This is a genomic window from Lysinibacillus sp. LZ02 (genome assembly GCF_050613145.1).
Lineage (GTDB): Bacteria > Bacillota > Bacilli > Bacillales_A > Planococcaceae > Lysinibacillus_B.
In genome coordinates, this window is the sequence record NZ_CP192507.1 from 3,313,465 (window position 1) to 3,328,414 (window position 14,950).

Below are 14,950 nucleotides of genomic sequence, written 5' to 3' on the forward strand. Positions count from 1 at the left end.
TTAGTTTTCCATAAACAATTGCAATTGCTCACTTTTAATCGCTTCACCTGCTGCTTCGTCATGGTCTTGAAATAATGCATAATGCACTGTTTTCTTTGTTTCCACAATAAGCTTATCGACACCAACCGCTGAACGAAGACGGCAACTATAAACTACTGGGAAATAGTCATGTAAAAACTTTCCTTCTACATGGGCGGTTAACGCGATAATTTGGAAGCCAAGTTGCTGGGCAATGAAAAATACAGGGCTTAATACGTGATCGCTCGATGCCTTGCCGAACGGGTTATCTAAAATAACAGTACGCGACTTCTGTTTCGATGAAATGAACTGACGCTTTTCAGCCACGTAATTAAGTAAGCCTAAAAACAGCGCCATATTTTTACTCCATTTTTCCCCACCAGACCATGCATTGGAACGACTCCACGTTTCATAACCTTTCGCAATACGGTTATCGTTCATCACTTTTCGGCAAGCAATACGCCATTCTTTATTTTGAGTAATGTAGCGCAATAATTGCACCGTACTTAGCCACTCTTCTAACTGTTTACGTACTTTTTGTTGGCTTTCCTGCTCATCCGGCGTGCGCTTTTCGATTTGCTCAAGCTGCTCCATAATCCAGTCCAAACGTGCGCGAATTTGTGCATGCCCTTCCTCCTCGCTCCATTCCGGAATCGTAAAACGATAAATGAGCACGTCCTCACCATCCACCTGCACTTTCGTTTTGCGAGGAATAAGCTTTAATTCATCCACGACTTTGCGTAAATGGACATGAATATGCTGAATGAAATGCACTAAATTTTCATCATGCTTTTTAATATCCTCTTCCGTATATTGACGGCTCATATGGATCGTTTTGTCCATATTATGTTGGTGCTGCACGATGTCCTCATACGTTTGCTTGGATTTAATGCCATCAATAATTGTATTGCGTAAACGAACTTCCGACACTTCTTGCTGGCAAAATTGTAAAAATGCCTCTTTTTCATTGTTCGTCATCTCGCGTTGACGATTGACTTGCGAAGCTACATCATCCAGCTGTTTCATGCATGACTGAATAAAATCATCTTGACGGTACATAAAATCATTTTCTTCCTCAATTGTTAACGTTGCTAGCGTTATATGTGGGGCTAAAAAGCTATGTTTCGCATCGGAAACGAGCATTTTTTGTGCTGTTTCTTGCAGTTGTTGACGCTGCTTGGACACCGTATTTTTTGATTGCGTAAGCTGATTTTGTTGTAGCTGTAATCGCTTGTTCTCTTGCTGTAGCTGATAGAGAACAGTAGCAAGTGGATCGGTGAACTTAAACGGGGCTTCAATTTCATTCATTTTCAATTCTAAAGCCCCTTCAACTTTTGCTTTCTCTGTAGAGGCTTCAGTGTATTGATTTGAAACTAAAGCAAAATCACTTTCCAACCCTTTAATGCTTTTCGGTAAAGAAATTAACAGCTCCCCTATATTCACTGGTAATGGCAGTTGCTTATCAATCTCACTATACTCAGCTAATAGCTGTTCCATCTGTTGTTGACAGCGTGTACTTTGCTGCTTTTGCTGAACAATTAATTGCTCTTTCGACTGGCGATCTGATGCAAAGCCTTTAATTTGATTATCTAAATTATAGTATTGCTGTGCTAGCACATCATAATCCGTTTCCGTAAAAACTGGCACAGCATCCTTTACTTCTTCATATAAATGACGCTTCGCTTGTAAAATTTGATAATTGCTGTTGATGCTCGCTAAAGCATCTTTCGCTTCCTCAAATTGTTCAGCTGCCTCGTTACATTGCTGTTGAAGTTGGTTCAGCTCGACTGTTTTCAAATTGTAATTATCGTTTTCTAAATTCATCTGCTGCTGTAGCTGTTGAATTGCTTTTACTACCTTCTCATATTCCAACACTTGTTTGAGTTTATCGTGATAATAGTTGTGTTGCTCTTTATTGTGGTCAATTTTTAAACGAATTTGCTGTAATGTTTCATCTGCTTGTTTGACGAAACCTTGCGCGTCATTTCGTTGTTTATTTGTTTCATATGTTTGTACTTGTAGCTCTTTCAAACCTTTTTCAAGCTGTTGGAAATGAGCAAATGGATATTGTGTATAGAATTGTTGTAATTGTTGCAGCAACTGGGCTACGTTCGCACGTTCAGCTTCTAGCCGTTTACGCTCTTGTTCTATTTTGGTCGCGTGCTGCTGTGCTTGCTGCTGCCAATTTGTAAATGCTTCTGAATCGCTTAATTGCTGCCATAAAGCAGGCTCCAACAAGGCATTTGGTGGTTCTATTTCACCTTTACTAATCGCAATAGCCTGGGATAACGACCAAACTTGAATGGGGTACGTTAAATATTCGGCTACACGTAGCACCTTTTGCTCAAGCGCTTCTTTCTCATCATCTGTCGTAATCAGTGTAATGGCAAGCAACGCCTGATTGAGCTTTATAGTTTCATCGTTCATGGCATATTCAATCGCAGTTTCTAAATACGAAAATTGCTGGTTCCAGCTCGGCAATTGTTTTGCAATATACGGATCTGCAAAAAACGTCTGCTGCTCACCGTAATCATCAACATGTCGAAGGGCAAGTCGCTCCTCGTGTAGCTTATCCGCATATAGACGCTCTTTTTTCTCAAGCATTTGCGTTAGCTGCTGTGTAATTGAAGCTTCTTTCGAATATAAATTCGTTTCAACTGTTATTTTTGAAAGATAGGTCATCAGCTGCTGCAATATTTTTTGTTCATGTTGAGCGATTACGTTCAATTTTTCTCTAATCGTAGATTCTTTCTCTTTTAACTGTAATAGCACGTTCGATAAAGCTGTAACACGCTCGGCATACTGCTCTTTTTTATCGGTTAATTCACTTTGTTCATTTTGAAAACGAACATTTAGGTCGTCCAACTGCTGTTCCTGTTGCGTCCATTGTTGACGTAATTCCGCTAATGGCTGTTGTTTTTGCACATCGTCATCAAATAAGTATTTAGCCATTGCTTCGCTTTGCTCTTCCGACATTGATATGCGTTCTTGCAAGCGGATTAATTCATTATCAATCTCGGTCACTACTCGTTTTAGTTCTGCTGTTCGATCTAAATGCTCTTGATATAATTTTTCACTTTGTCTTACTGTCAATTGCGCTGCTTGAACCTGCTTATCAAAACGCTGTTGCTCGCTTAACTGATTGCCACGAATGGCCGCTTTCACGTCATCTAATTGTTGCAATAAGTCCGTATTGGAAAGCTGCTCGTCTATTTTTCGCAGTTCACCCTCGTAAAGCTGCACTAGCTGCTCGGACTGTATCAACAAATGCTGTTCGTTCGTATATTTTAAATTTGCCAAATAGAGCGCGTTATCATCGATGTTCGTTTGTACCGACTGCTTTTGCCGTGCTAACTGTTGTTCGCGTTCCGTTAAACCGATTAACTTCTCTTGAATGACCGCAATTTCGTAGCTTTTTTCTTTGAAGTTCAGATGTTGCAGTTGCTGCTCGAGCTGCTGTTGACGATCGTTTAATTGCCCCGACTTTTCTTCATTTTGAGCTATTAAGTTCTTTAGCTGCGCATCAAGTTTTTTCGCCAGTTGCTTCACTGCTTCATAGTCCAATTGTTTTTCATGTAAAGACGCCACAACATCGACATAGCGAGCGAGTCGTTTTTGAATAGCTTCATATTCTTTTAACTGCGCTGTTAATTGTTTAAACAGTTGGAACTTGTCACGGTGCTTTTCAAAAATATCGACAAACTTATTTTTTTCAAATGATGCGATCGATTGTTCGACCGTTGGGATCAGTAGTTTTTCGTATAACGCCTTTTCTGTCGGACATGCTGCAAAAAACTCTTCTACATCGCCCTCAGCTGAATTGATTGTATTAATGCTTTTCCATTCATCTGAAATAATTTGAAAGTTTTTTTCTATATATTCTGTATAACTTGAAATGGTCGCAAACGTCTGAGCAGACATCGATTGCTGACTCATCATCGAATAATACTCTTTCATTTCTGCATGACTAGCAATGCGTTTTTGATTGTTCGTCGTCTTATGCGTAAATGGTAAGTTTTCAATACGATGCGCGTCATTTGGACCGTATTCATACACATAACGATAAGAGTCGATTCCGTTTTGGTGCGGGAAAATGGTAATTGCGGTTAATGCATAAATTCGTGGGCGATCATTTTTAATCCACTCAATGGCAATATGTGCTGGACCATCATCAAATACTAACGTTTCTTTGATTTTACGATTCGCAAGAGAGGTGTGTGGTAAAATCGCCTGCAATGCCGCCTGAATAAATACCGTTTTACCACCACCATTTTCTAACACAATCGCACTATTTTCTCCGTGAAAATGAAAAATCTCATCTGTATAGCGTTTATTTCCACCCTCATAAACAACGTTCGAAAAGCGGATTTTAGAGATGATTGGCATCGGTATCCTCCTCTTTCGGCTGTAAGTCATATAAAAACTGTAAAATTTTATTGTTATGCTCTAAATTCATGAAGTAGCGCTGAACAATCGTTTGCGCCTTCTCCGTTAACGCTACCTCATCATTTCCGATATCTGTAATCACGTCTTCTTTTACTAAAAAGTTTTTCGCTGTATGAATAAAACTTAAGCGACTTAGCGTTTGCCCTTTTTGACTTTTCGCCGATTCTTTAATATCATCCAAGGCGTTCCATTTTTCTAAAATCGATAGCCAATTGTACGAATGCTCTTTTTCTAATTCCTTTAACCGTTCATCTGGATGCTGTGCTAGTACGTCGATTCGTTCATTTACAGCCTCTACCCAACGCGATAACGTTAAAAAGTGAATCGTCGGCTCCTTCGTAAAATAACTGTTATAAAATTCACCGAGCAATACAATGGTCGAAAAATACAATAAATATAAATCTCCATTCGTTGCATTGGCCTTTAAATACGTTTTTCGTAAATATTCATTGTTAACGTGAAACGGTGAATTCATCGCTTTCGGTACCATATATAACTGATTCGCTGCAACAAAAAGCACACACTCCACCATATCTGCATATTGATCTAACAATGTGTACACTTCATTATTAGACATGTAAAGTTGATAATCTTCACCTGCCAACACACCTTGTCGCGCTAACTTTGTATATAGTTCAAATGCCTTCATAACATTATTCGCTTCATAGAACATCTCTTGTTTCACCCCGTTTTGTAATGCGCATATTTTGAATCGTAAATCGTTCGGTCACGTGTAAAATGTCGGGCAACTCTACAATGTCTAATGCCACACCATCTAAAATACGATGCAATGTGGACCATAAATACGCCTCTTCCTTCACCTCATTCTGTATCTCAATCGGCGAGCGTTGGTGTAGTAATAGAAAGAAGTCGTAGACGAAACGCGACTGTAACAGTGGTGCTAGCTGTTCATCTTGTTGTAGTTGATCAAACCATTGCTGTAACGTAATTTCTTCTTGCTGCTGCAATGCTTTTAACAGTAGCTTTAACACGACTGAATAAAATTCAACCATCTGCTGTTTTTGCAGATTTTCCTCTTGTTCATCGATTTCAAGCAATGTCGGAATGTCTTTTTCAACACGTTCCTCGTAAATATTTTGTTTGTCAAATATCGAAAAAAGCGACCACTGCTGCTGCTCGTCCACCTGTAAAAACGGTACAACCATCGCCTTTAACACGTCAACCGGTAGTGGATAGGAAATAATGCGTGCCGTTACGTCCAAATCAAAGTTGAACGATTCAACACCAATGTAATAGAGCGCTTCCTTCGCTGCCTCCAATGCCGTCGTTTGCAGCTCAATACTTTTCTGCAATAATGTCGTATGATACGCATGAACACTTTCTAACTCATAAGAAATCGTTAACACTAAATTGTAGGCATCTATCTCTTTTTTTGACGTATCTTTGTAATACAAACGGTCTTTCGCCTCTAGCACAAATTGCTGTAGCTCATTAAACTCGTCATTTTCATATTTCAAGCGAAATGAAATATCCTCCACCAGCTTCTCATAGCGGGAAAATACTTCGTTCGAAATAATATTACGACGAATTTCATGCTGCAATCGACTTAATTGCTCTTCAATCGATTCAACCGCAACACGCATTTCATTGATTTGACGCAATGCCCCTTTAAACTCGCCCTTTTCAAGCTGCTTGCGTAGCACTAGCTGACTAATCGACAGCTGAAATTCACTATAAAATTCCTTCGTCGCAAACACTAGCTCCAGCCCATGCTCATCTAATACGTAAAACTGCTCATTCGTTGCGGCATTAAATGCACTCGCCTTTAAATACTGATAGGATACCGTATCCATTTGCCCTGTTTCCCAGTTGTAATACTCTGCCGTTTTCACTTTTCCTGTACCTGGTCGAAACGTTTCGATAATCGAACGCGCTAGCCCATCATATTCTTCCTTGGTAACATCCATTGTCTCTGCCGTTGCACTATGTAAAAATTCCGATAACTGCTTTTTACCAACTTTCGTATTCCGCATAATTTTCTGTTCAAAAAAATAAAGCAGCGTCAGTAAACCGAGACCACGCATATCAATCGGTACATTTTGCCGGTCCTTCTTTTGCATCGCCGATAATTTATTCAATGGCTCAAACAACAATAATCTGCTATAACGTTCTCCATAGCCTTGCATAATATCTTTTACGTCCAAAGCCAATGCCTCCATATATGCTGTAATTCATGTGCCTTTAATGCTTCCTGCGGATAATAACAACCATTTACTAATAGCTGGTTGATTTGTTGTTGTTCCTGTGGATCAAAATAGGCTAGAAACGCCTCAATTGCGGCTGGGTTTTGTTGCTGATAGTCTTTCCCCTTCGCTGCTACCTGCTGCAAACAAGCTTTGTAAAACGGTAAAGCTGGAACGACATTTATTTTTTGTCGCAATAAAAACCAAATTGATATTCCTTCAGCATCGACATCTCCAAAATAATAGAAACGCACTTGCTCATAATCGAGCGGCAATTGGTCCTGTAATACTTGAATTGTGCCATTAATGGCATTGCCTTGCCCATATAATAATGCCGTAAAATCGCCGTCCCTTAACGCTGGCAATAAACTATAAAACGTCGCCTTATTTTCAACGATTAGCAATTTATGTACTTCATTTTGTAAAGCGATTGGATTAATGGCAAAACTGACCGGATCGGCTATCGGCCAAATCTCTAATAAGTCCCATATTTTAACCCGCTCTAAAAGTTTTTTACCACCTTGATCGGTTATATATTTTTCATCGTGAAATATTTCAAAGGAACGTTCTTGGGCGAGGGCTTTCGTTTTTGGTAGTGATTTTTTTAGCAAATAATCATTTAAAAGTAGTAATGCAGGTAAGTCTTGCTGAAGCTGCTGAGATGTTTTCGTTAAATAATATTCAATCCATATCGCAGGATGAAATGTTTTCTTCAGCTGTTTAATCTGCTCCCGAACATCCTGGCGAGCAATAGCTTTATTAATTTTATAACTATTAGCAAGCGCAGGCTGCTTCCCATTCATGCTAGACGACTTAACGGGCAATAATATTTGCTGTTGCTCAAATCCTAAAATAAGCTGTGCAAATTGCTCATACTGCAACGTCGGACACTGCTCCGCTAACTGTAAAACTGAAATCTTCGACAACTTATACTGACTTAAAAATTCTTTAAGCTTGTCTTGCATCACCGCTCACCTCTCTTTGTTCGAAACCATTCTGCAACCATATACAATGCCGCAGATGATTGATGCCCGTATCTCTTCGCTCGAAAATCAGGGTATTTATTAAATAATTTTATCATATTTGGAGGTTGGATTAGTAATACGCTTATGAAATGGATTTTTAAAAAAAAAACCTCTAAAATCTCACTAATCGTAAAGGGGTTTTGACGTTCATTGAATTTCAATAAACTCGTATTATTGAGATGGTGGGTATTCATTATATATAACAGACAAACCTTATTATATCAACGTTTGAAGGACTTTTTTGAGGGTCAAAAATAGCTCTTACAAAGGAATTAATAAGGTTTGATAAAAATGCTTACGGAGACTTTTGAATATCGCGAACCTAAAAGCCAGTAATTCAAACCTTTAGGTAGAGCTTGGGTCTATTGTGTAAGAACCAAGCCCGCTGAAGATCTAAGTCAAGCCAGTTTAACTTTGTCATACACGGTTGTTCACACTTAGCTTTAAATTTAACGTATTATCTACTACGCAACAGATGACTTAAAAATGTTCAAGAACCATAAAAGGCAATCACTCAGTACGTGTTGAGTGATTGCCTTTTGATTTATGGCGAATTGTCTAGCTCGCATCAAAATGAAAATCTTCTCAATGAGAAGGGATAGCATGCTAACGTGACAAATCCTACTTTTCTACTTTTGGTTTCTTCATCTTCCGTACTTCAAGCGACATGTCCCTATACATCGAAAGCATCATGAGAATCATGATGAACGAAAATGGAAAGGCCGATATAATGAGTGCATTTTGCAATGACGTCAATCCATCCGCAGAAAGCAAAATGATGGCGATTAACGATTGGGAAATACCCCATGTTAGCTTCACTCTATTTGGCGGATATAAGGAGCCATTTGTTGTTTGCATACCAAGAACAAAGGTAGCTGAGTCCGCAGAAGTGATAAAGAAGGTTCCGACTAGAATTATGGCAATAATGGATAACAACATAGACCATGGTAACTCATTAAATACAGCAAAGAGTATTTCTTCTGTAGCTAAACCGGTTAAATCCGTTACTTTTTGTTGAATATTCATGGCTGTAGAGCCGAATGCAGCAAACCAAAAAAAGCTGACAAGAGATGGAATGAGCAATACCCCAATTAAAAATTCCCGTATGGTACGTCCCTTAGAGACACGTGCAATGAATATACCGACGAAAGGTGACCACGAAATCCACCAAGCCCAGTAAAAAATTGTCCAACCATTAATCCAGTCACGATTGGTTTCATCCAATGGAGAGGCACGAAAACTCATCTGGATAATATTTTGGAAATAACCACCAATTGAATCCGTGAACATATTGAAAATCAATATAGTTGGTCCTAGAATGATAACAAGGATGAGTAATATTAATGCTAAAATCATGTTCGTGTTCGATAAATACTTCATCCCTTTACTTAGCCCTGACCAAGTGGATATTAAGAACAACACAGAAACCACTGTAATAATCGCCACTTGTATCCAATACGTATTGTCAATACCAAATACGTAGGATAATCCCCCATTAATTTGAACAGCACCAAAGCCAAGTGTTGTGGCTACTCCCACAACCGTTGCAAAAACTGCTAAGACATCTATCAGAACACCCCAGCGTCCATTCATTTTGTCTCCAAATATCGGCTTCAATGTTGCTGAAATTAATCCAGGCTCCCCTTTACGGAACTGGAAGTAAGCGAGTGCTAACGCTACGACTGCATAGATGGCCCAAGCGTGCAGTCCCCAGTGGAAAAATGTATAACGCATCGATTCACGGAAAGCCAATGCGGTACCTGGTTCTGCAGTGGCTGGGTTAATTGCATAATGAGACAGTGGCTCTGCAGCACCCCAAAACACAAGTCCGATACCCATCCCTGCTGAAAATAGCATGGCAAACCAAGTAAGATGAGAATACTCTGGTCGATCTGTATCTTTTCCTAAGCGTATTTTCCCAAATGGACTTACAATCACGATTAAAGTGAATACTACTATAATCGTAACAATCAACAAATAGTACCAGCCAAATGCGGTAGTTATAAAAGCTCGAACATTGCCTGTAACTTCTTCAAAAGTTGCTGGAGCCAATGTCGCAAAACCTACTGCTAATACAACAAGCAGTAGCGTAATCCAAAATACATTTGTAATTTTCTTCATGTTTCCCCCTTAAAGTTCTCTTTTTGACACTTCAGTTCTAAACCTAACAGAAAATTAAAGGGGATGTCAAATGGACTAGACTTTCCTATTAACCTTTTACACAAAAAGGTATTTATATATTCCTTTAAGCATATATAAAAATCGATAGCCTTAGGCATAAAAAAGCGATTCTTAACGAATTTTGCTCGAATAAGAATCGCCATAAAAAAATTAGAGTGCCTCTTGAATTGTTTTTTTAATAGAATATAAGCATATATAAACAGCCATTACGATGAAGCATCGTGCACCGGGTGTAGAAACAATCCAGACAATTAACTATAATTCAAACTTCTTTTTAACCTAATGTTGTAATGCTGTACTCCATCTATATCTCTAATATATTTTTTTATTGTATCAGAATCTATCTTATTATCCGTACCCTTATCCAGCTTCTATAAATATTATCTAACTTGTTCGATTACTTTCTAATCTAATTCTGTGACTTTCTTTATATTTGGAGTTACCAAAGGGAAACTTCAAAGCTTGCTATTAGTCTATAAGTTAATCACCTGATTCCTGAAGCGCTTGTTTAGCTAAAGGCAACAGTTCATCCAGTTCAGACTTCGTAAATAAATCCTGGTCAACTTCTCTTTTTCCTGTATGTTCTAAATCATCAATAGCATTATGATAATCTTCTTCTAATGTCACGCGTGTTGATTTACCTTTTATTGTTAAGTAGAGTGTTAGAATACGTTGATTTCCGCTCCATTCGGCTCGCTTTCCACGGGCATGGCCTCAGCCTCCTCGTCGCTCGTACCTCGCTCCTGCGGGGTCTTCAGCTCATGCTATTCCCGTAGGAGTCTCGCCGATTCCGCTTCAATCAACTGGCAAGTCATTTTTGATTACGTTTTTGCTAAAGAAACACGCTTATATATAGGAAATATTTTGATAATCAACACACCTGTTCTAATGTACTAATGTCATCCCTTAAAGAATACTTTGCACTAATATCATCTATCTGATGAATAAAATTTCTTAAATATCTTGCTTCTATAATATTTCAAAATAAACATTTAATAACTTCGGTGTTTTATAATCTATTATCTTTTTTAACTTATCAAATGCATATTTATAACACTTGCTTTTATCTTATTATTCTTTACGTTACTGTTTATCTGGCTTAAAACTAAAGCTGCAGACGATCATTTTAATGCACATAGCAGTTCTCCCCCTATCAGTACTAATTACAAAGCCATCTACTTCATGTATGGCGTAATGATCTATACCTTTGTTCTTTATTTACTTTTAGCATTTGTACGCACGATTAAGGTACTAATGATTGAACATTAATAGTGTCTATATACAGTTAATGTAAAAATATACCATTAACTATATTTGCATTCCATTTATGGATGGTATACCCTAGTATATAGACATTCTATTTTCAAAGAAAGTCAATATATATAAGGGGTGCATTAAACATGGCAAAAAAAATCAAGAAAAACAAAATTGAAGAAGCAGTATTAGAAAAGAAAGCGAAGAAAAAAGCTGACAAAAAGAAAATTGAGAAAAAGTTAGAGAAGAAAAAAGCTGAGAAGAAGGCTAACAAGAAAGTAACTAGCAAAAAATCAAAGAAAAAGAACAACAAGAAAGCAGCTTAACAACATAAGAAAAGCGCAAGCGCCCTCTCTAGCCCCGACATGCGTTGGAGAAAGGCTCACAGTGTGCTTGCCACACGAAGAGACTTTCGAAACGTCACGAGGGGCTGGTCCGCTTGCGCTAGACACTCTTTAAACTAGAAAAAGTTTATACTTTCTTATCTTTTAATAAAACAGCTGGAGAAATACGATTCAATTTCTCCAGCTGCTTTTAAAGTAATATCCCGCTACAATAGACCCGCTTTCTCTAAAAACTCACGTGCCACCTTTTCTAGATTTTTACCTTCTACGTTAACTTGATAATTCATTTCACGCATTTCATCATCCGTTATTTTACCCGCTAGTTTATTTAACGCTAGTTCTAGTTCTGGATACTTTTCTAATGTTTCTGCTCTTACTAATGGTGCGCCTTGATATGGTGGGAATAGCTGTTGATCGTCAGCTAACACAGTTAAATTATATTGCCAAATTTCACTGTCTGTTGAATAGGCATCTAATAACTGAATATCGCCTGTATCAATAGCTTGATATCTTAACTTCGGTTCCATTGTTTTTATATGATCGATTGTAATGCCATAGAGCTTTTGTATACCCAAATAACCATCTTCTCGATCATTAAACTCAAGTGTAAACCCTGCTTTAATGGATTCTTGAATAGCTTTAATATCCGAAATAGTATTCAATTGATAGGTTTCGGCCATTTCTTTTGAAACAGCTAGTGCATAGGTGTTGTTATACTTCATAGGGCTAAGCATCACCATATCAAATTTCTCCAACATCCCTGCTCTAGCCTGCTCATACACATCTTCTTCATTATTATTAACAGCTTCCTCTTTTAAAAACTCTGAAATGGCTGTACCCGTAAATTCTGGGTAAATATCGATACTGCCGGATTTTAGTGCGTTAAATACAAATGAAGTTTTACCAAGGCCAGGCTTTAATTGAACGGTTAAGTCCGTCTCATTTTCAATCAGTAATTTATACATATTAATCAGAATTTCGGGCTCTGATCCAAGTTTACCAGCAATCACAATCTCGTCTTTTTCATTGACGTTTACTAGTGGTGCAACAATCATCAGTATTGCCGCCACACTAATTGCACTTAATGTGATGACTGATTTTTTAAAGGAAAGTGATTCGAGCTTTTTAAGTAAAAAATCAAACATTAATGCTAAACACGCAGCAGGCACAGCCCCTAATATAATGAGTGAAGGATTATTACGATCAATTCCAAGTAAAATGATATCCCCTAATCCACCAGCACCGATTAACGCAGCTAGTGTTGCTGTACCTACTATTAAGACCATAGCTGTCCTAATCCCTGCCATCATCACAGGCATAGCAAGTGGAAGTTCCACCTTCACTAGCCTTTTCCATGTGTTCATCCCCATCGCTGTAGCCGCTTCTTTAAGCGAAGCATCCACTTCATTTATGCCAGTGAATGTATTTCGTAAAATCGGTAAAAGCGCATAGACAACTAAAGCAATGATAGCAGGCACCTTCCCAATGCCAAACAACGGTATTAACAAACCGAGTAACGCTAACGAAGGAATGGTTTGTAAAACAGCACTAATACCAATAATGCTTTCTGCAATTTTCTTCTTTTTCGTTAAATAGATTCCTAGAGGAATTGCAATGGCAACGGCAAAAAATAATGCAATAAATGAAATCTGCACATGTTCTAGTAAAGAGGCTACTAGTTGTCCTTTACGTTCATTAAAAACATCCATAAAATTAGTCATTCGAATCCTCCTCTTTCTAAGGATTCTGTAGAACTTTGGTTATGGAAAGTATGCTCGTTCACTCCTATAAACTCTCGAACAAAATCATTCACTGGATTTTGGATGATTTCTTGAGGCGTACCAATTTGCACAATTCCCCCATCCTTCATCACACAAATCCGATTAGCTAATTTTAATGCCTCTTGCATATCATGCGAAACAAAAACAATGGTTTTTTGTATTGAACGTTGAAGTTCAAGAAGGTCATCTTGTAATTTCGTCCGACTAATCGGATCTAGCGCACTAAATGGCTCGTCCATTAAAACAATTTCCGGGTCAGCTGCTAATGCACGAATGACCCCAACTCTTTGTTGCTCTCCACCAGAAAGTTCATTCGGTTTCCGTTGGCTATATTGATCGGCATCAAGCCCCACCATCTCGAGTAACGCTCGAACCCGACGCTGGATATCTTCATGCCGCCACTTTTTCAACTCCGGCACAATCGATATATTCTCTTCAATCGTCATATGCGGAAATAGCGCTATTTGCTGCAGCACATAGCCAATATTCCAGCGTAATTCATGGATGTTATAATCACTTATTCTCTGTCCGTTAATTCGTATCGTTCCTTCAGTCAAAGGAATTAAACGATTTATCATTTTTAGTAAGGTTGTTTTTCCACAACCACTAGGACCAATGATGACTAAGATTTCCCCTTTATTAATTTCAAGATTAATGCGATTCACTGCAATCTGGTTATTCTCGTAATTTTTAGTGACATTCTCAAATACGATCATTGTGAAAACCCCTTTTACTGGCGTCTGCAAGATTTTTTATTGTGAACGCTTGATAGCACCCTGTACATAAAATATGCACTAGATCTCCTCCCAATCATTTACTCCTATCTGTTCTCCAAAAATATAATAATAAGTAGTAAGTTCGATTAATGTAGACTTTTCCCTATTTTAACCTTTTCACTTCCAAATTACATTCTATTCCTATCCCTTCGCTTTATGCTCATATGCACACGTTTTTGAATATTAGAAAAATGTTTAAATATGGTTGTTAGAATTTTTTTTTGAAATAAACACCGAATGAAATTCTATAAAAGCGCGAAAAGTTCACTTTCCATTCGAGGAGGACGTGCATGAAAAAAATAATCTTAGTATTAACAGAAACACTCGCACTGACCTAATAAAATGTGACAAATAAAAACACCTTTCGTTGAAGTATCGGGGATTACCCAATACTTATTAACGAAGGTGTTTTTCATTGAAGACTTAGGATTACGGTCTTTTTTAAATCTGTTGATTCCTATGTCTGGGGACCGCGGGTATTGTACTAATAAAAACTATAAAGCTTATAATCTTTCATTAACAACACCCCTTAAACCTCTCAATATCCGCCTTTGAGTTCCCTTCTATAGATCTCTCTTGATAATTGATAACCATTATTCACCTCTTCGCAACCCCCAAACCCGCTTTTGCTCGGATACGGTAAGGTTTTGCTCCCATCGGTTTGTTTTGCTCGGATGCAGCGACTTTTTGCTCGGATACCTTAGCTTTTTGACCGTTCAACGCGCGCTTTTGCTCGGATACGGCAAGGTTTTGCTCCCATCGGTTTGTTTTGCTCGGATGCAGCGACTTTTTGCTCGGATACCTTAGCTTTTTGACCGTTCACCGCGTGCTTTTGCTCGGATACGGCAAGGTTTTGCTCCCATCGGTTTGTTTTGCTCGGATGCATCGATTTTTTGCTCGGATACCTTAGCTTTTTGACCG

General features: G+C 38.3%; 9 protein-coding genes and 1 pseudogene. 1 reads left to right on the forward strand and 9 read right to left on the reverse strand.

Going from position 1 to position 14,950, the window contains the following annotated elements; translation table 11 throughout:
- The 6 genes from ACQQ2I_RS16030 to ACQQ2I_RS16055 all read right to left on the reverse strand — a co-directional run bounded on the left by ACQQ2I_RS16030 (position 1) and on the right by ACQQ2I_RS16055 (position 10,501).
- Positions 1-4,404: a hypothetical protein gene (locus ACQQ2I_RS16030; protein WP_431027772.1), complete on the reverse strand. Its 4,404-nt coding sequence runs from the start codon at positions 4,402-4,404 to the stop codon at positions 1-3.
- Positions 4,388-5,137 carry a DUF6063 family protein gene (locus tag ACQQ2I_RS16035; protein ID WP_431027773.1) on the reverse strand — a complete coding sequence of 250 codons (750 nt, stop codon included), beginning with the start codon at positions 5,135-5,137 and terminating at the stop codon, positions 4,388-4,390. Before ACQQ2I_RS16035 ends, ACQQ2I_RS16030 begins: the two co-directional genes overlap by 17 nt.
- The gene (locus ACQQ2I_RS16040; protein ID WP_431027774.1) at positions 5,127-6,629 is read right to left on the reverse strand and encodes a replicative DNA helicase; all 1,503 of its coding nucleotides are present in this window, start codon (positions 6,627-6,629) and stop codon (positions 5,127-5,129) included. The genes ACQQ2I_RS16035 and ACQQ2I_RS16040 overlap by 11 nt, the downstream gene beginning before the upstream one ends.
- Entirely contained in the window at positions 6,620-7,633 is a 1,014-nt protein-coding gene (locus ACQQ2I_RS16045; RefSeq protein ID WP_431027775.1) for a Wadjet anti-phage system protein JetD domain-containing protein, read from the reverse strand. The genes ACQQ2I_RS16040 and ACQQ2I_RS16045 overlap by 10 nt, the downstream gene beginning before the upstream one ends.
- Before the next feature lie 681 nt (positions 7,634-8,314).
- Entirely contained in the window at positions 8,315-9,814 is a 1,500-nt protein-coding gene (locus ACQQ2I_RS16050; RefSeq protein WP_431027776.1) for a glycine betaine uptake BCCT transporter, read from the reverse strand.
- Between the two features lie 540 nt (positions 9,815-10,354).
- Positions 10,355-10,501 carry a hypothetical protein gene (locus ACQQ2I_RS16055; protein ID WP_431027777.1) on the reverse strand — a complete coding sequence of 49 codons (147 nt, stop codon included), beginning with the start codon at positions 10,499-10,501 and terminating at the stop codon, positions 10,355-10,357.
- 773 nt (positions 10,502-11,274) lie between these two features.
- Between ACQQ2I_RS16055 and ACQQ2I_RS16060 the strand changes: the two genes are divergently transcribed.
- The gene (locus ACQQ2I_RS16060; protein WP_431027778.1) at positions 11,275-11,454 is read left to right on the forward strand and encodes a hypothetical protein; all 180 of its coding nucleotides are present in this window, start codon (positions 11,275-11,277) and stop codon (positions 11,452-11,454) included.
- A gap of 224 nt (positions 11,455-11,678) precedes the next feature.
- Here ACQQ2I_RS16060 and opuFB read toward each other — a convergent pair whose 3' ends face one another.
- The 3 genes and pseudogenes from opuFB to ACQQ2I_RS16075 all read right to left on the reverse strand — a co-directional run bounded on the left by opuFB (position 11,679) and on the right by ACQQ2I_RS16075 (position 14,915).
- Positions 11,679-13,193: an osmoprotectant update ABC transporter permease/substrate-binding subunit OpuFB gene (gene opuFB, locus ACQQ2I_RS16065; RefSeq protein ID WP_431027779.1), complete on the reverse strand. Its 1,515-nt coding sequence runs from the start codon at positions 13,191-13,193 to the stop codon at positions 11,679-11,681.
- Between the two features lie 62 nt (positions 13,194-13,255).
- Positions 13,256-13,969 (reverse strand): annotated as a pseudogene (locus ACQQ2I_RS16070) (ABC transporter ATP-binding protein); the annotation flags it as partial.
- 760 nt (positions 13,970-14,729) lie between these two features.
- Positions 14,730-14,915 (reverse strand): hypothetical protein, encoded by a 186-nt coding sequence (locus ACQQ2I_RS16075; protein ID WP_431027780.1) that lies wholly within the window; start codon positions 14,913-14,915, stop codon positions 14,730-14,732.
- Positions 14,916-14,950: the final 35 nt, after the last annotated feature.